The following is a 17,570-nucleotide window of genomic DNA, read 5'->3' as shown; positions in this document are numbered from 1 at the left end:
GGCGTGGCGCTCGGAGTTTCCGGAGACGGATTCGGCGCCGCAGGGCTCCTCGCGGGCTGCGAGTCCTGGTTTTCGGTTCTCGGTGGAACGCTGCCCGCGCCGGCGATCGAGATCGCCCGTGCCGCACTCACCGGCGACGCCGACAAGGCGCTCGCGGCGTCGGAACGACTGCGACCGGTCTGGGATCTCATGGCCGATCACGGGATCCTCCGCGTCACCTCCGCAATCGCGGAGTATCTCGGGCTCGTCGCCGCGCCGAGTTTGCCCAGGCCAATTCGCGGCCTCGCCGGAGCGGACGCGCACAGAGTGGCCAAGATCGTCGACCGTCTGGAACTCGCAGGCTGGGGCGTCTAGGCCGAGGGGGCGATCACTGCGGCCGGGTTGACCGAGTTGAGCACGTCCGCGGTCTGGTCCTCGGGGAAGCCCCAGGTGTTCGCGGCGATGGTGAAGCCCAGCCCGAAGCTCGCGGAGGCGACCTCACTGTCGCCGTAGTCCGACCAGCCCCACTTGGTGCCCTGCACGCCGGGCACCTGGGAGGTGCCCCAGTTCTGCTCGGTCCCGTCCGCGGCGACCGCATCCGCGTCGCGCATCCAGTCGAGAATCGGCGTATCGGGGTCGAGCATCTTCGCGTTGAGGAATGTCGTCACGTCCGCGGTGGAAGTATACGAGGTGCCCCAGTTGTCGCCGGGCCACGTGGAGGTGAGGCCGTAGGCCTCCGCGGGCGCCGACACGGACACCGGGCCGTACTTGTCCCACATGCGCTGCGCGGCGGCGTCGTCGGAGGCCTTGATCATCCGCTCGAGGTCGGCGGTGTCGGTGCCGTCGCCGTGCTGCCAGATGTAGTCGACCATGTAGAGCTTGACGATCGACAGCGCGGGCCTGGCCTCGTGCATATCCGGCGTGCCGATCGGCCCGAGGGGCGTGCCCACCGCGATCTGCGTGCGCTCGGGCACCGTGAGCGACCCCGAGTCGCCGGGAGCTGCGGCCGCAACGGGCGCGACCATCAGTGTCGCGGCGAGCCCGGCCAATGCTGCTGTGCTTGTCAACCGTTTCATGGAGCACAACGCTAACTTGCCGGCGCCGATTCCGCACCACCTGCGGCTTGCCGGGCCCACTTTCCGGTGCCCGCCAGGGTGCGCCTATTCGGTTCCGATGACGTCGTACACCAGCTTCTGTATTCCGTTGGCGTATGTCTCCGATTCACGGACACGCAGGCGCGTGGCGTTCTTTTCTTCCTCTGAGAACAGCCGCTTCCCGGCGCCGAGAAGGACGGGGAACACGAGCAGGTGATAGTGGTCCACGAGCCCGGCATCTGCGAGGGCAGCGCCCAGCGTCGCGCTCCCGTGCACGATGACCGGGCCACCTTCGCCCTCCTCCTTGAGCGCACGGACCTCGTCCACCGAACGCAGGATCCTCGCAGGCCAGCGTGGGTCCTCGTGCTCAAGCGTGCGAGAGACGACGTAGCGGGGCATCGCGTTGTACTCGGCGAACTCATCCATCTCGGGCCACACCGGCGCGAAAGCCTCGTAGGACTTCCGGCCGAGTAGCAGCGCTCCGGCCTCGGCCTGCTCGCGCCCCTTGATCTCGTACGCTGCCGGATCGAAGTCGATCCCGTTGAAGGTCCACCCGGAATTCCGATACCCGGGTTCCCCTCCAGGTGCCTCCATGACGCCGTCGAGCGACATGAACGCGGTGACGATTATTTCCTGCATGCGGATCTCCTCTATTCGGATCGAATTCTATCGAGCCGCCGCTGCGTGGATTTGTCCTTGCGTGCGTTCCTTACGGCGCGGGCTCAGTCTCTCCACCAGCCGTCCTGTGGGGCGGCAGGCATTGCCCGTTTGTGACGGGATACGCGATAGAGATGCTCGATGCGCTCGGCGACGGCATCGGAAACCTCGCGCTGCTCGAGGTAGTCATCGATCTCCGCGTAACGAACCCCGAGCGCCTCCTCGTCGGGGAGCGCGGGGCGATCGTCCTCCAAGTCCGCGGTGGGGACCTTCGTCCACGTCGATTCAGGGGCGCCGAGTTCCCGCAGGATCGCGGCTCCCTGACGCTTCGTGAGCCCGGTGAGGGGAGTGAGGTCCGCGCCGCCGTCGCCGTACTTGGTGTAGAAACCCGTGACAGCCTCGGCCGCGTGATCGGTGCCGACGACGAGCAAGCCGAGCTGTCCCGCGACCGTGTATTGGGCGACCATCCGCTCGCGGGCCTTGATGTTGCCGCGCACGAAGTCGCGGATCTCGCCAGCACCTCCCTCGATTCCGCCGACGGCCGTGGCCGCCGCGGCGGCAGACGCATCTGCGGCTTCCTTGATATTGACGACCAACGACTCGTCCGGCCGGATAAATTGCAAGGCGGTCTGGGCATCGGCCTCGTCCGACTGCACGCCGTAGGGAAGGCGGACCGCGACGAATTGCGCACGCCCGCCGTCATCCCTGACCTTTTCGGCGGCAAGCTGGCACAGGCGTCCCGCAAGGGTCGAGTCCTGCCCGCCGCTGATCCCGAGGACGAAGCCGGAGGTGTGTGACGCGGCGAGGTAGTCTGCGAGAAACGCGACCCGTTCGTTTATCTCGCCTATGACGTCGATGTCGGGCTGCACGTGCAGCGCCGCGGCGATTTCGCGCTGCAGGGGACGAGGTGCGGAAGCGGGGGAGTGAGCGTCTGTCATGCGGTCGATCCTAGGCGGCTGATATGACAATTGGGTTTCCGAGCCGCTACTATGACCAAGTTCCATGTCATCGCTTTGCCGTGCGCGCGAACCGGAAAACCGGTTGCTGTGCCGCAGCGGCGGCGAGAGACATATCGGCTAGCAGAAAGGAGCGCCCCATGAAGGTCCGCAAGTCCCTTCGGTCGCTGAAGAACAAGCCGGGCGCCCAGGTTGTGCGCCGCCGCGGCAAGGTCTACGTGATCAATAAGAAGGATCCGCGTTTCAAGGCCCGCCAGGGCTAAGAGCGAAGGCACGCTAACGTGCCACAGGCGCCCGCCATCCCCTTCGGGACGGCGGGCGCCTTTTATTTGTCGCCTGGCCAATAGCCCGCTAGCCGGTCGAACCATTCTCGGGGGAAGGTTTCGTGTCCCCGCACGCGCTGTGCCCCCTAGTTCCCCGAAATCGCGCGTTCGAACGCGGATGCCGAAATCCTGTGGACGTATCTGTGGACCAGATGTGGACGAACGGTGGACAGGGTGTGGGCAAAGATTTTGTCGGACTCCGCCGTCATGATGGGTTCTGTATCGGGTTGCGCGTTCGAACGGCACGCGCGAAACAACATCGGTGTCGTTCGAAACGCTGTTATGGCGGAACGGGGGTCCACAAGGTGAGACGACGACCTGGGAATACCATGCGTGTAAGACCAATATGTCGTGGTCGGTTGACCTTCTGGACACAACGGGTAGTGTTTGAAGGCGTTGCGGTCATTGAGTCGGACACAACGAGCCGGCGGGAATTCCAGGCCCTGTGGAGGTGTTGAATCTCTATAGAGGGCGCGCGAATTCCACAGGTTCGCCGTCGATGTTCGAATAATCACAAGAGCCGCATCCGGACAGAAGTTTCGTCGTTCCCAGTGCGTGAAGAAAGGCCTCAAGTCGCTATGAGCATCACCGTTTACACCAAGCCGGCGTGCGTGCAGTGCAATGCCACCTACCGTGCTCTCGACAAGCAGGGTCTGGATTACGAGGTCGTGGATATCACCGAGGACTCCGACGCTCGCGAGTACGTGATGGCTCTCGGCCACCTGCAGGCCCCGATCGTGGTGGCAGGCGAGGACCATTGGTCCGGCTACCGTCCGGATCGCATCAAAGCTCTCGCCACCGCCGCAGCCTGACCGGCGGTCGATCGCACGTCGGGCGCAGAGATCATGGGGAAGTGACCTGAGCGTCCTGGAGGCGACACATATGAACCGCATCGCATATCTCGATTCGGTCCCGCGTGCAGCGGAAAAGTCCGTGCATGTGGTCTATTTTTCCAACGTCTCGGGCAATACCGAACGCTTCGTGAGCAAGCTCGGCTACGCCTCGACTCGGATTCCGATCTATTCCTCGGAGCAGATGCCGGAAATGTCCGAGCCGTTTGTTTTGATTACTCCCACCTACGGGGGTTGCTTGTCGGTCACCGGCAAGGAGGGGTCGCACGTACCGCGACAGGTCAAGAAGTTTCTCGCCAACAAAACCAACCGGGACCTCGTCCGTGGGGTCCTGGCGGCGGGAAACTCCAACTTCGGCGCATCGTTCGGCGCGGCCGGCGAGGCAGTAGCTGCCAAGCTGGGCGTGCCCTACCTGTACCGATTCGAACTCATGGGAACGCAAGAGGACGTGGACAACGTCCGCAAGGGATTGGACGAGTTTTGGTAGCACCAGCGGTAGACCGCGCGGAAACGGCAGAAAACACTTCGACGGCGTCCAGCGGCATGGATTACCACGCGCTGAACGCGATGCTCAACCTGTACGACGACGATGGAAACATCCAGTTCGACAAGGACCGTGAGGCTGCACGCGAATACTTCCTGCAGCACGTCAACCAGAACACGGTGTTCTTCCACAACCAGAGCGAAAAGCTCGACTACCTCGTGGAAAAGGAATACTACGAGGCCGAGGTGCTCGAGCAGTACTCGCGCAACTTCGTCCTCTCGCTTTTCGAGAACGCCTACGCGCAGAAGTTTCGATTCCCGACCTTCCTCGGCGCATTCAAGTACTACACGTCGTACACGCTCAAGACCTTCGACGGTAAGCGCTACCTCGAACGCTACGAAGACCGCGTGTGCATGGTCGCGCTGGCACTTGCCGAGGGCGACGAAACCCTCGCGCAGGCCCTCGTCGACGAGATCCTCGCGGGTCGCTTCCAGCCAGCCACCCCGACGTTCCTGAACTCGGGCAAGAAGCAGCGCGGCGAGCCCGTGTCCTGCTTCCTCCTGCGGATCGAGGACAACATGGAGTCCATCGGCCGCTCGATCAACTCCGCGCTGCAGCTGTCCAAGCGCGGCGGCGGTGTGGCGTTGCTGCTGTCGAATCTCCGTGAGCACGGCGCACCCATCAAGCACATCGAGAACCAGTCGTCCGGCGTCATCCCCGTGATGAAGCTGCTCGAGGACTCTTTCTCGTACGCCAACCAGCTCGGTGCACGCCAAGGCGCGGGCGCGGTCTACCTGCACGCCCATCACCCCGACATCCTCAAGTTCCTCGACACCAAGCGCGAGAACGCCGACGAGAAGATCCGCATCAAGACGCTGTCACTCGGCGTCGTGATTCCGGATGTGACGTTCGAGCTGGCTAAGAAGAACGAGGACATGTACCTGTTCTCGCCCTACGATGTCGAGCGCATCTACGGCAAGCCGTTCGCCGACATCAACGTGTCCGAGCACTACAACGAGATGGTCGAGAACAAGGCGATCTCGAAGAAGAAGATCAACGCGCGCCAGTTCTTCCAGACGCTCGCCGAGATCCAGTTCGAGTCCGGGTACCCGTACATCATGTTCGAGGACACGGTAAACCGGGCGAATCCGGTCAAGGGCAAGATCACCATGTCGAACCTGTGCTCAGAGATTCTCCAGGTGTCGACCCCGTCGTCGTTCAACGACGACCTGTCGTACTCGGAGATCGGCAAGGACATCTCCTGCAACCTCGGTTCGATGAACATCGCCAAGTCGATGGACTCCCCGGACCTCGGCAAGACGATCGAAACCGCGATTCGCGGTCTGACGGCGGTGTCGGATCAGACCGACATCTCCTCGGTGCCGTCGATCGAGAAGGGCAACGATCAGTCGCACGCCATCGGCCTCGGCCAGATGAACCTGCACGGCTACCTTGCCCGCGAGCGCATCTACTACGGCTCCGAAGAGGGCGTGGACTTCACGAACATCTACTTCTACACGGTCTTGTTCCACGCGCTTCGCGCCTCGAACCAGATCGCGATCGAGCGCGGCACGGCCTTCGCCGGTTTCGCGGATTCGAAGTACGCCTCCGGCGAGTTCTTCGACAAGTACACCGATCAGGAGTGGGCGCCGGCCACCGAGCGCATTGCCCAGCTGTTCGCGGACGCCGAGGTGGAGATCCCCTCGCAGTCGGATTGGCGCGAGCTCAAGGAATCGGTGCAGGCGCACGGTATCTACAACCAGAACCTGCAGGCCGTTCCGCCGACGGGGTCGATCTCCTACATCAACAACTCGACGTCCTCGATCCACCCTGTGGCCTCGAAGATCGAGATCCGCAAGGAAGGCAAGATCGGCCGCGTTTACTATCCGGCGCCTTACCTGAACAACGACAACCTGGACTACTACCAGGACGCGTACGAGATCGGCTACGAGAAGATCATCGACACCTACGCTGCCGCCACCCAGCACGTCGACCAGGGACTCTCACTCACCCTGTTCTTCAAGGACACGGCGGACACCCGCGAGGTCAACCGTGCGCAGATCTACGCATGGCGCAAGGGCATCAAGACGCTGTACTACATCCGCGTGCGCCAACTCGCACTCGAAGGGACCGAGGTGGAGGGTTGCGTCAGCTGCATGCTGTGACCGTCAAATCTCGCCATGTCTCCGTAACCGAAGCCAGCGAAATTTCGGTTCAACCTCGTTAGAAAGGCACCTCACGTGACCTCCACCGAGCAGCACGCTCCCGGCTCGCACAGTCCTGCCGAAGGGGTTCGCCCCAACCTCGTCGACCGCGTGTCGGCGATTAACTGGAACCGCGTTTCCGATGATGTCGATGACCAGGTTTGGGATCGTCTGACCAGTAACTTCTGGCTGCCAGAAAAGGTGCCGGTCTCCAACGACATCCAGTCGTGGCAGACGCTGACCGATCTCGAGCAGCAACTCACAATCCGCGTGTTCACCGGGCTGACCCTGCTCGACACGATGCAGGGGACCGTCGGCGCGGTGTCGATGATCCCGGATTCGATCACCCCGCACGAAGAGGCGGTGTACACCAACATCGCCTTCATGGAGTCGGTCCACGCGAAGAGCTATTCGACGATCTTCTCCACGCTCTGCTCGACCCCGCAGATCGACGAAGCCTTCCGCTGGTCCGAGGAGAACAAGTTCCTCCAGCGCAAGGCGAAGATCGTGCTCGAGGACTACGCAGGAACGAATCCGCTGCACCGCAAGATCGCCTCGACACTGCTCGAGTCGTTCCTGTTCTACTCGGGCTTCTACCTGCCGATGTACTGGTCCTCGCGGGCCAAGCTGACCAACACCGCGGACATCATCCGGCTCATCATTCGCGACGAGGCCGTGCACGGTTACTACATCGGCTACAAGTACCAGCGCGGGCTCGAAAAGCTCACCGAGGCCGAGCGCGAAGAACTCAAGAACTACACCTTTGAGCTCATGTTCGAGCTGTACGAGAATGAATCGGACTACGCCGAGGACCTCTACGACGCCGTCGGTTGGACCGAGGACGTCAAGAAGTTCATGCGCTACAACGCCAACAAGGCGCTCATGAATCTTGGCTACGAGGCGATGTTCCCGAAGGACGAGACCGACGTCGATCCGGCGATCCTGTCGGCGCTGAGCCCCAACGCGGACGAGAACCACGACTTCTTCTCCGGCTCCGGCAGTTCCTACGTCATGGGCAAGGCCGTGGCCACCGAAGACGAGGATTGGGACTTCTAGCACTCACCCAACATGGCTCGCGGCGGCGCCGCTACCTGCTCGGTCATTCGACCGTTAGGGAGCGGCGCCGCCGTTCTTGTTTCCTATATAAAAGGACAAACTATCCGTCAGCGGAGTAGCGATTGATATTAGCGGCGATGTCCTGGACCGCCGTGCGTGCGGCGACGATCCCGCGGCCCTGCCACACCGAAGGCTCGACGACGAACACGCGACGATTTTTCATCGGAGACAGCTCCTCCCAACGCTCGGACTCGAAGACCGAGCGCATCTCGGCCTCGCCGTTCGGGCCCGGCGGCTTGATCGCGAAGACCACATCCCCTGACAGCTCGTCGCCGGCAATGGGGGAGTAGTCCGGCGGATCCACCGGTTCGCCATCTTCGAGAAGCTGCGCCGGCGGGCGCTGCGCGCCCATCGCGGTGAGGATACGCACGCCGAGGATATCCGGGTCCGCGATTCGCGGCTCTCCGCCGTCAAACTGCACTACCGACACCTGCGTATCCGATGGCGTGGAAGCCTCCGCGGCGCCTTCGTAGAAACCGATGAAGTCGGTGAGCAGCGTGTCCATCGCCTTTTCACGGCCCAGCGCGGCCGCCGCCACCCGGGCGGACTCCGACCACGGCACCTCGGCGCCCGGATCCTCGTAGGAGATGATCGGCGCCCCGTCGTCACCCAGAGTCTTCCGTAGTTCGGCCGCGGTAACGCCGGCGTCGGCACCTACGAGGATGACGTCGGGGTCGAGATCCCGCACCTGGGAGGAGAACTCGGCAGTCGCCGGATCGGCGATGGGCGCTGATGTGAGCCGAGGCGGGAGCACGGCGTTCGCGCCCGCGGGCAAAGGCGAGGTGGCGACAACCCGGTCTTGGAGCCCAAGCGCGCAGGCCGTGTCCGCGGCGCCGTAACCGAGAGCGAGAATTCGCTCGGGCTCGGTGGGGACGCGCACCTTGTCGGCGTCATCGCCGGGCGAGGAGGCGACAGACACCGTCGACCCGGAATCGGCGCGCAACGGCTCCTCCGGGCAGGCCTCCTCCGGGTCGCCGGAGCGGAGGAGCTCTTCCCCGGCGGCGCGCGAAGGCGTCGACTCGGTGATCGGATGCTCCTCCATGTCCATTGGCGAGGGGCCGCAGGCGCTCAGCGCGACCCCGAGGGCCAGGAGGCCGACTGCTGCCGGAGCGGCCTTTCTCGCGCCCTCGGGCGACGGGAGACGGCGGGCTCGGTCAACAGTGAAATTACGCACCTCACCAGGTTAAGAGACGCGGGTGGAAGGTGGCGACACGGACACTCCCAAACGGAGTCCTAAGAAATACACAGAAAGGGGTGGGGTCGATGTCCCATACCGAATGGCGGGGTCTAAGATTATTGCCAGCACATCCGTGATGTTCGAAATCTGCAGTCGAGATGGACGGCTTCGACGTTTCGGTGAGCATTTGACTAGGGCAAGACTTTCAGGAGGAGCCCCATGACCACAGTGGCACCGCGCCCGGTGCACGAGCTGGACCACCCGGCTGGGACGCCGACCGGGACAGGTCGTAAGGGCTCGTTCATTTGGAAGATGTTGACGACCACAGACCACAAGCAGCTCGGTCTGATGTACATCACCGCATGTTTCGTCTTCTTCTTCATCGGCGGCCTCATGGCGCTGTTTATCCGTGCCGAGCTCGCGCTGCCCGGCATGCAGTTCCTGTCGAACGAACAGTTCAACCAGCTGTTCACCATGCACGGAACGATCATGTTGCTGTTCTACGGCACGCCGATCGTCGTCGGCTTCGCGAACTACATCATGCCGCTGCAGATCGGCGCACCCGACGTGGCGTTCCCGCGCCTCAACGCCTTCGGCTTCTGGCTGTTCGTTTTCGGCGCTTCGCTGACCCTGGTCGGCTTCCTCACCCCGGGCGGTGCAGCCGCCTTCGGTTGGACGATGTACATGCCGCTCGGCGATGCAGTCCATTCGCCGCAGGTGGGCGCTGACCTGTGGATCCTCGGTGTCGGCGTGTCCGGCCTCGGCACGATTCTCGGTGGCGTCAACTTCGTCACCACCATCGTGTGTATGCGTGCCCCGGGCATGACCTTCTTCCGCATGCCGATCTTCACCTGGAACATTCTCGTCGCGTCCGTGCTGATCCTCTTCATCTTCCCGATCCTCACGGCGGCCGCGCTCGGCGTGTACTACGACCGCCAGTTCGGCGGGCACTTGTTCGACGCGCAGAACGGCGGCGCCATCATGTGGCAGCACCTGTTCTGGTTCTTCGGTCACCCCGAGGTCTATATTCTCGCCCTGCCGTTCTTCGGCATCGTGTCCGAGATCTTCCCGGTCTTCTCTCGTAAGCCGATGTTCGGCTACGCGGGCCTGATCTTCGCGACGCTGTCCATCGCAGCCCTGTCGATGGCCGTGTGGGCGCACCACATGTTCGTGACCGGCGCCGTGCTGCTGCCGTTCTTCTCGTTCATGACGTTCCTCATCGCCGTCCCGACGGGCGTGAAGTTCTTCAACTGGATCCTCACGATGTGGAAGGGCAAGATCACGTTTGAGGCGCCGATGATCTTCGCCTGCGGCTTCATCACCTCCTTCCTCTTCGGTGGTCTCACCGGCGTCATGATGGCCTCCGCGCCGATCGACTTCCACATCTCGGACACCTACTTCATCGTGGCGCACTTCCACTACGTGCTCTTCGGCACGATCGTGTTCGCCACGATGGCCGGCGTGTACTTCTGGTTCCCGAAGATGACGGGCCGCATGTACAACGAGACCCTCGCGAAGTGGCACTTCTGGCTCATGTTCATCGGCTTCCACGGCACGTTCCTCGTGCAGCACTGGCTCGGCAACCAGGGCATGGCACGCCGCTACGCGGACTACCTGGCCACCGACAACTTCACGGTGCTCAACATGATCTCGACGATCGGCGCCTTCATCCTGGGCATCTCGTTCCTGCCGTTCATCTGGAACATCATCCACAGCTGGCGCTACGGCGAGATCGTCACCACCGACGATCCGTGGGGCGCGGGCAACTCGCTCGAGTGGGCCACCAGCTGCCCGCCGCCGCGTCACAACTTCGTCAAGCTGCCGCGCATCCGCTCGGAGCGCCCGGCGTTCGAGCTGCACTACCCGCACATGATCGAGCGCAACCGCGCCGAGGCTCACGTGGGTGGCAGGCACTAGCAACTCGCACCTGGCAAACAGAACGTGATGAAAGTGGCGCATGTCCCGGAACCGGGGCATGCGCCACTTTCGTGTTACGGCCTATTCGGTGGAAGCAGCCGGAGGCTAGGCTGGTAGCTCTATGGGGCGCGATAGCGTGCCCCGAACTTTCAGAAATCCGCATTTACACTCCCGAAAGGCAGGTGCCGTGAGCACCCCGAAATCGACGTTGTTGATCACGATTTCCGGCCCCGACCATCCCGGCGTGACCTCGTCGGTGGTGTCCGTCCTGTCCTCGCATGGAGCCGACCTCCTCGATGTCGAGCAGGTCGTGGTCAACGGGCATCTCACTCTCGGCCTGTTCGTCGCGGCGAACGGCGAGGCGGACGAGATGAGGCGCGAGGTCGCCGAGGTGGCCGAGGACCTCGGGGTGGAGGCGTCGATCCACCTCGATTCCCCGGATCCCCATACAGGACCCAGCACACACGTCGTCACACTTCTCGGGCAGCCGGTGTCCGCTGTTGCGCTTGGCGGGGTGGCCTCGGCTCTCGCCGCCATCGATGTGAATATCGATGCGATCAAGCGGATCGCGGATTACCCGGTCACGGGACTCGAGCTCGAGGTGTCGACGTCGGACCGTAGCCGCTCGAGTGATGAGCAGCTGCGCATGGCGCTGGCGCCGCTGTCGGATCGGTTGGGCGTGGACCTGTCGGTCGAGCGGGCGGGCCTCGCGCGGCGCGCCAAGCGGCTCGTGATGTTCGATGTCGATTCGACACTCGTGCAAGGCGAGGTGATCGAGATGCTCGCCGCCAGGGCAGGCAGGGAGGCCGAGGTCGCCGCCGTCACCGAGCGTGCGATGCGCGGCGAGCTCGACTTCGCCGAGTCCCTCCACGAGCGCGTACGGGCGCTCCAGGGGCTGCCCGCGACAGTCATCGATGACGTGGCCGCGGAGATCACGCTCACCCCAGGTGCGCGGACAACCATCAGGACCCTCAAACGCCTCGGCATTCGATGCGGCGTCGTCTCCGGCGGGTTCACCCAGGTCATCGAATCGCTCGCAGCTGACCTCGGTCTCGATTTCTACAAGGCGAATACCTTGGAGATCGAGGACGGCGTGCTCACCGGGCGCGTGGTCGGCGAGATCGTCGACCGTCAGGCCAAGGCGGAATATCTGCGCCGCTGCGCGGACCACCTGGGAATCTCTCTCACGCAGACTGTTGCCGTGGGCGACGGAGCGAACGATATCGACATGCTCTCGGCCGCCGGGCTCGGCATCGCGTTCTGCGCCAAGCCGGCGTTGCGCGAGGTCGCCGACGCCTCGCTGTCCAAGCCGTTCCTCGACGCCGCGCTATTCCTCATGGGGATCACGCGTGACGAGATCGAGGCCGCAGACCGCGCGGCGAACACGTTCCGCCGGGTTCCCCTTGAGTGACGACGCGGGCGCCCGGGCGCCCAGCCCGATGCAGTGGCTGCCGGCGCAAGGGGAGCAGCGCGCGTGGTGCCTTGCCAAGCTGCGCGAAGTTGCCGGAGGTGCGCCACGGTTCGCGCCGCCCGAACGTCCCCGCGCTATGCAGATCGCGCTCGAGTTGCCCAAAGCGTTTGACGACCGCCCCGGCCGCTCGCATATCCTCGCGGCCGCCGCCCGCGCGGTGGCCCGCTTCTGCCTCGACGCGCGAGTCGCGCCCGGCGGCGAGTGGAACGAGGCGTACACGGCGTGGGTCGATTCCCAGATGCGCAAGGTTGCCCGCCGCGCTCGAGGCAGCCACTGGAGCGCGACCGAGAATCTTCCGGGCGTCGAGGCCAGGAAGGGGGAGGCGGCAGCTCGCGTGTTCGTCCCCGGACCGATCGACGCCGTGGATCCGCTGATCCAGCGACTCCAGGTTGGCGGCACCGATGCGCCGGACGATACCCCGGAGGTCCGGGCGGCTGCGTCGTCCGCTGTCATACTGCTTGTTGACGGCGAGCTGGAGATGAGCGCAGGCAAGGCCGCGGCGCAAGCCGGGCATGCAATCATGTTGCTGCTCGCGGTGTGCGACGAGGCGCGCGTGTCCCGCTGGATCGAGGACGGAATGCCGATCGTGGCGCGCCGCGCGGGCCGCGAGGACTGGGCGCGGGCGCTCGCTGCCGTCGACGCGGGAAAGCCGGGATACGCGGGCGTTCGCGACGCCGGATACACGGAGGTCGCGCCCGGTTCCCTGACTGTGATCGGCGTGGATCCGAAGACCGCGGAACACGGCTAGCAAAAGACTCGGGTTTATTTAGGCTTACCGAATCTGTGGGCGTAAAGTGCTCCGGGTAACAATTTCCAGCCCTCTCATCGGACGACCTCCGCCCGGCCATGCCTGCGCCGCGGCTCCTCTCGTCCAGAGATGGACCCGACAGCAGAAAGGGAGCCGCGCATGGCCGAGGTCTCTACGGAAGTAGCATCCGCCTCCGGTGCCGATTCCGGACCGGGGTCGATCTCGCCGAAGGTTCAGCGTCGGCGCGTCGTAGTCGCGTCGACGATCGGCACCACGATCGAGTTTTACGACTTTTACGCGTACGCCACCGCGACCGTCGCGGTGTTCCCGTACCTGTTCTTCCCCAAGGGTGAAAGCGAGACGGTCGCCCTACTCAGCTCCTTCGCGACGTTCGGTCTCGCCTTCGTCGCGCGTCCGCTCGGCTCGATCATCTTCGGTCACTTCGGCGACCGCATCGGCCGCAAGGCCACGCTCGTGGGCTCGCTGCTCACCATGGGCATCGCGACATTCCTCATCGGCCTGCTGCCGACGTACGCGCAGATCGGCGTCGCCGCGCCGGCGCTGCTCGCGATCTTCCGCTTCTGCCAGGGGCTCGGCCTCGGCGGCGAATGGTCCGGCGCTGCGCTGCTGGCGACCGAAAACGCTCAACCGGGCAAACGCGCGTGGGCGGCGATGTGGCCGCAGCTCGGTGCACCTTTCGGATTCATCATCGCGAACGGGCTATTCCTGGTCCTCGTGTTGCTCACCGGGCACGACATCACCGAATCCGAGGGCAGCTTTATCGACTGGGCCTGGCGCGTGCCGTTCCTGCTGTCGATCGTCATGCTCGCCATCGGGCTTTATGTACGGTTCAAGCTCAACGAGACGCCGGTGTTCCAGAAGGCGCTCAACGAGGGCAAGAAGGTGCGCGTCCCGCTCGGCGAGGTGTTCACGAGCGCCTGGCGGACCCTCATTCTCGGCACGTTCGTCATGCTCGCGACGTACGGCCTGTTCTACCTGGTCACCGCGTGGGTACTGTCCTACGGCATCGCGAAGCCGGAAAACGGCGGACTGGGAATCCCGTACCTCGACTTCCTCGTCCTCCAGGTCATCACGATCTGGTTCTTCGTAGCCGGAGTGCCGCTTTCGGGCTGGATCGCGGACAAGGTCGGTCGCCGCCCGATGCTCATCACGGCGACCGTGCTCATCATCATCTACGGCCTGAGCTTCGAGATCTTCCTCGGCGAAGGCACCACCGAACTGCAGGTCGGCATTTTCCTCGGCATCGGCATGTTCTTCATGGGGCTCACGTTCGGTCCGATGTCGGCGGTGTTGCCCGAGATGTTCGCCACAAACGTGCGCTACACGGGTTCGGGGATCTCCTACAACGTCGCCTCGATTCTCGGCGCCGCGGTCACCCCGTTCGTCGCGACGTGGCTCGTGTCGGAGTTCCACTCGCCCACGCCGGTCGGGCTCTACCTGGCGTTCCTCGGCGTGCTGACGCTGATTTCGTTGATCGTCATGCGCGAGACGCGCGACCGGGAGATGACCGACATCTAGCGGTCCCGAAGCCGCTATCTGGGACGGATTCTTCCCCGCTTACGAGGACACTCGGGCGAGGAGGAATCCGTCCCATCCTTTTGTCCCCACCGTCTGAATAGCGGTCGCCTCGAGCCGGGGATGCTCGGCGATGAGGTCCACAGCAGCCCGGGCACCCATAGCTTTCTCGTCGGCGGGATCGGGGTCGATCACGGCGCCGTCGCGCACGATATTGTCCACGACGATCAGCGTGCCGGGACGAGCCAACTCGATCGCGGCCTCGACGTAGATCGGGTTGTTCGGCTTGTCGGCGTCGATGAACACGAGGTCGAATGGCTCTGCGCCCGAGTCGATGAGCGCGCGGGCATTGTCCGCCGCCACGCCCTCGACGAGCTCGACCCGCCCGCTCACGCCCACGGCTTCGAAGTTCTCGCGCGCCACTTTCGCGTGGACCTCGTCGATCTCGAACGTCGTGATATCGGCCTCGGCGCCGATCGCCCGCGCCATGGTGATCGCCGAGTACCCGAACAGAGTGCCGAACTCGAGAATCCTTTTCGCCCCGGTCATCTGGCACAACAGCGCCAGCAACTGCGCCTGTGACACGGACACCTCGATGTCGGGAAGCCCCGCCGCGCGGGCGCGTTCCCGCGCCGCCAACACGGCATCGTCGTCGGGGCACAGCCGACCGGACAAGAACGCGTCTACCGCTCGCCAGCTCGTTTCGCTCATGGCGCTCATTCAAGCAGACCAATGACGTCGGACGCACCGATTTGCCGGCCCAAAGTCTTCCTGCGACACCGCAGAACGAGGCTCATGCCAGGGCGGCCGCCATTTCGACCACAACCACCGCCGCAAGCGCGAACGTGCGCAGTCGGTGGAGGCGATCCCACCGAGCGATGTCGGCCCGCATGCGCCGACCCTCGTTGGCATTGGCGGCATCGCCAACTCCGCGCGCGATGGCTGAGTTGATCGGAACGAGCACGACGATCGTGAAGGCAATGATGAGCGCGAGGGCCGCCGTCATAAATGACCACATCCAGGTGGCCACAGGGGAAGCGGCGCCGCATGCGGCCAGGAGGGCGGTGAGTGCGGAGAGGGCGTACCAGGCTGGCATCGCCGCGCCGAGTCGTGCTGCGCTGAGTGCGTGCGCCGCCATCGTTGCGCGCGGAGCCAGGCGATTGACGACCGGGTGGAAGAATGCGGCGACACAGAACTCGACCCCGGTGAGCGACGACAATACGACCAGGGCGACGACGGCGGAGGCGAGCTCGAAGGAGGGCATGGCCCTATTCAACGATGTCAATGCGCATGCGAACAGTACTTATTCGTAAGTCAGTACCCTCGGTGACGTGTCCGAAAACAGCAGTAGCGAGACGGGACTACCGGGGATTCCGGAGCAGCAGTGCCCGGTGGATACGGCGATGGGAGTCCTTTCGGGACGCTGGAAGGGGTCGATCCTGTGGCGGCTACACGAGCGCGGCTCGATGCGCCCGGGGCAGCTGCGGCGGGAGATCCCCGGGGTGAGCGAGGCTGTCCTCCTTCGGCAACTGGCAGAGCTCGTGGACGACGGTCTCGTCGTTCGTACCGAGCATGGCACGAAGCCGCTGCATGTGTCCTACGAGATCAGCGACTACGGCGCGACCGCCGGGCCGCTCGTGGAGCAACTGTGTGCATGGGGGCGAGCGCACCAGGCGCGAACGTGCGCACCCGGCGAGCGGTAGCCGCGGAGCCCCCGGATCCTGTGCGGCCTCACGCCGCGTGCAAGGTTTACGCGTCGGCGGTTGCCGCCGCGTTCAACCGTTCGAGCGCGCCGTGCGCGACCTTCGAGTCCGTTGTCTCCCAGAACGGCGGGAGCGAGGCCCGCAGGAAGCTGCCGTAGCGCGCCGTCACCAAGCGGGAATCGAGGATCGCAACGACGCCGCGGTCGTTGGTCGAGCGGATGAGCCGGCCGACGCCCTGGGCGAGGAGGAGCGCCGCGTGATTGCCCGCGACCGCGAGGAAGCCGTTGCCGCCATGGGAGCCGATGGCCCGTTGCCGTGCGGACAGCAGGGGATCGTCGGGGCGGGGGAACGGGATGCGGTCGATGAGCACCAGGGATAGCGAGTCGCCGGGGACGTCAACTCCTTGCCACAGCGTGAGCGTGCCGACGAGCGTTGTCGCCGGATCCTCGGCGAAGCGGCGGACAAGGTTGGGCATCGAGTCCTCGTTTTGCAGCAACACCGGGGTATCGAGGTGCTCGCGGAGCACCTCGGCGGCCTCCTTGGCGCCGCGCATAGAGGAAAACAGTCCGAGCGTCCGGCCGCCCGCAGCCTTGACTAGGGAGACCATCTCCGCCTTGGTTTCGTCCGAGGCGCCATCTCGTCCGGGGCCGGGGAGGTGTTTGGCTACGTAGAGGATCCCGTGGGTCCGATAGTCGAAAGGCGAGCCGACGTCCATGCCGGTCCACCGGAGATGTACCTCGTCGCTGTTTTCGGTGCCGGTGCCGGTGCCGTTGCCGGCTCCGGATTCGGAATCTTCCGACCCCAGGGACTTCTCCGCGGGGATCAGCTCGGCGGAGCTCGATGCGGATCCTGCCGAGCCCGAGGTTTCGGTGGCCCTGGGCAGGCCCCACGCGGTCGCGAGCGCGCCGAAGTTCCCGCCTGTTGTGAGGGTGGCCGAGGTGAGGATAACGGTGGACTCGGCGAACAGTCGGGTGCGCAGCAAACCGGCTACGGTCAACGGCGCGACGCGGAGAACGAGCCCGCGGCGGTTCTCATCAGAGAGCCACACGATTTCCAGCCGCTCGGTGAGCGGACGGTCGAATGACGCGAGGATGCGTTCGGCCGCTTCGCCGATCTCGTCGAGCGCCGCTGCCGCCTTACGTCGCGCGGACGTCGCTTCCGGGTCGTTTGCGGCCTCTCCGGGTTTGGCCGCGGCGATGGTGGCGCGGGCGTTGACGGCGGCATCTCGGACCGCGCCGATTGCCATCTCGCAGTCGTCGTCGATGTGGTCCCAACGATCGGGCTTGGCTTCGGCCAGCGCCATCGAGAGACCGTCCGCTGTTTCCTCGAGCCGCTGGACCGTCGAGTCGGACGC

At 64.5% G+C, this 17,570-nt stretch carries 18 protein-coding genes; 11 read left to right on the top strand and 7 right to left on the bottom strand.

The genetic code is table 11. The features are described 5' to 3' along the window. Positions 1-354, top strand: a 354-nt coding sequence (locus K8V11_RS03735; protein WP_369693031.1) for a dihydrodipicolinate synthase family protein, incomplete at its 5' end; no start/stop codon positions are given. Here the strand turns inward: K8V11_RS03735 and K8V11_RS03730 are convergent. The 3 genes from K8V11_RS03730 to nadE form a co-directional block, all read right to left on the bottom strand. Then, positions 351-1,055, bottom strand: coding sequence for a hypothetical protein (locus K8V11_RS03730; RefSeq protein WP_303911057.1), 705 nt, complete (start codon positions 1,053-1,055; stop codon positions 351-353). The two genes, K8V11_RS03735 and K8V11_RS03730, sit on opposite strands and share 4 nt — an antisense overlap. Positions 1,056-1,139: 84 nt before the next feature. Further along, positions 1,140-1,712 (bottom strand): dihydrofolate reductase family protein, encoded by a 573-nt coding sequence (locus K8V11_RS03725; protein ID WP_303911055.1) that lies wholly within the window; start codon positions 1,710-1,712, stop codon positions 1,140-1,142. Between the two features lie 83 nt (positions 1,713-1,795). Continuing rightward, entirely contained in the window at positions 1,796-2,668 is an 873-nt protein-coding gene (gene nadE / locus K8V11_RS03720; RefSeq protein WP_303911054.1) for an ammonia-dependent NAD(+) synthetase, read from the bottom strand. Between the two features lie 158 nt (positions 2,669-2,826). Between nadE and ykgO the strand changes: the two genes are divergently transcribed. From ykgO to nrdF, 5 genes are all read left to right on the top strand, one after another. Beyond that, a complete protein-coding gene (ykgO, locus tag K8V11_RS03715; protein ID WP_003852698.1) occupies positions 2,827-2,949 on the top strand; it encodes a type B 50S ribosomal protein L36 in 123 nt (40 codons plus the stop codon). Positions 2,950-3,587: 638 nt separating this feature from the next. Next, on the top strand, positions 3,588-3,821 hold the full coding sequence (nrdH, locus tag K8V11_RS03710) for a glutaredoxin-like protein NrdH (protein ID WP_067474973.1): 234 nt from the start codon (positions 3,588-3,590) through the stop codon (positions 3,819-3,821). Positions 3,822-3,891: 70 nt separating this feature from the next. After that, positions 3,892-4,347 carry a class Ib ribonucleoside-diphosphate reductase assembly flavoprotein NrdI gene (gene nrdI, locus K8V11_RS03705; protein ID WP_067474976.1) on the top strand — a complete coding sequence of 152 codons (456 nt, stop codon included), beginning with the start codon at positions 3,892-3,894 and terminating at the stop codon, positions 4,345-4,347. Positions 4,348-4,403: 56 nt separating this feature from the next. Beyond that, entirely contained in the window at positions 4,404-6,509 is a 2,106-nt protein-coding gene (gene nrdE / locus K8V11_RS03700) for a class 1b ribonucleoside-diphosphate reductase subunit alpha (protein WP_303910988.1), read from the top strand. A 75-nt stretch (positions 6,510-6,584) separates the two neighbouring features. Beyond that, the gene (gene nrdF / locus K8V11_RS03695) at positions 6,585-7,604 is read left to right on the top strand and encodes a class 1b ribonucleoside-diphosphate reductase subunit beta (protein ID WP_067474978.1); all 1,020 of its coding nucleotides are present in this window, start codon (positions 6,585-6,587) and stop codon (positions 7,602-7,604) included. A 100-nt stretch (positions 7,605-7,704) separates the two neighbouring features. On the opposite strand, the gene K8V11_RS03690 is transcribed toward nrdF, so the two are convergent. After that, positions 7,705-8,838: an ABC transporter substrate-binding protein gene (locus K8V11_RS03690; protein ID WP_303910985.1), complete on the bottom strand. Its 1,134-nt coding sequence runs from the start codon at positions 8,836-8,838 to the stop codon at positions 7,705-7,707. 315 nt (positions 8,839-9,153) lie between these two features. On the opposite strand from K8V11_RS03690, the gene ctaD reads away from it, so the two are divergent. From ctaD to K8V11_RS03670, 4 genes are all read left to right on the top strand, one after another. Next, entirely contained in the window at positions 9,154-10,758 is a 1,605-nt protein-coding gene (ctaD, locus tag K8V11_RS03685) for a cytochrome c oxidase subunit I (RefSeq protein WP_303911058.1), read from the top strand. A 187-nt stretch (positions 10,759-10,945) separates the two neighbouring features. Beyond that, positions 10,946-12,169 carry a phosphoserine phosphatase SerB gene (gene serB, locus K8V11_RS03680; RefSeq protein ID WP_303910983.1) on the top strand — a complete coding sequence of 408 codons (1,224 nt, stop codon included), beginning with the start codon at positions 10,946-10,948 and terminating at the stop codon, positions 12,167-12,169. Then, entirely contained in the window at positions 12,162-12,977 is an 816-nt protein-coding gene (locus K8V11_RS03675; RefSeq protein ID WP_303910981.1) for an aminoacyl-tRNA hydrolase, read from the top strand. Before serB ends, K8V11_RS03675 begins: the two co-directional genes overlap by 8 nt. Before the next feature lie 159 nt (positions 12,978-13,136). After that, positions 13,137-14,516 carry an MFS transporter gene (locus K8V11_RS03670; protein WP_303910980.1) on the top strand — a complete coding sequence of 460 codons (1,380 nt, stop codon included), beginning with the start codon at positions 13,137-13,139 and terminating at the stop codon, positions 14,514-14,516. Between the two features lie 39 nt (positions 14,517-14,555). Here the strand turns inward: K8V11_RS03670 and K8V11_RS03665 are convergent, their stop codons facing one another. Together K8V11_RS03665 and K8V11_RS03660 are read right to left on the bottom strand one after the other, a co-directional pair. Continuing rightward, on the bottom strand, positions 14,556-15,224 hold the full coding sequence (locus tag K8V11_RS03665; protein ID WP_303910978.1) for an O-methyltransferase: 669 nt from the start codon (positions 15,222-15,224) through the stop codon (positions 14,556-14,558). Between the two features lie 82 nt (positions 15,225-15,306). After that, positions 15,307-15,777: a DUF1772 domain-containing protein gene (locus tag K8V11_RS03660; RefSeq protein WP_303910976.1), complete on the bottom strand. Its 471-nt coding sequence runs from the start codon at positions 15,775-15,777 to the stop codon at positions 15,307-15,309. A 67-nt stretch (positions 15,778-15,844) separates the two neighbouring features. On the opposite strand from K8V11_RS03660, the gene K8V11_RS03655 reads away from it, so the two are divergent. Continuing rightward, entirely contained in the window at positions 15,845-16,216 is a 372-nt protein-coding gene (locus tag K8V11_RS03655; RefSeq protein WP_303910975.1) for a helix-turn-helix domain-containing protein, read from the top strand. A gap of 46 nt (positions 16,217-16,262) precedes the next feature. Here the strand turns inward: K8V11_RS03655 and K8V11_RS03650 are convergent. Beyond that, positions 16,263-17,570 (bottom strand): ATP-dependent DNA helicase (locus tag K8V11_RS03650; RefSeq protein ID WP_303910974.1); only part of this gene is annotated, 1,308 nt, incomplete at its 5' end.

It is taken from the genome of Dietzia timorensis, assembly GCF_020742175.1.
GTDB classification, from domain to species: domain Bacteria; phylum Actinomycetota; class Actinomycetes; order Mycobacteriales; family Mycobacteriaceae; genus Dietzia; species Dietzia timorensis_A.
The sequence above is the reverse complement of the archived record's forward strand: the minus strand, read 5'-3'. Positions and strand labels throughout refer to the sequence as shown.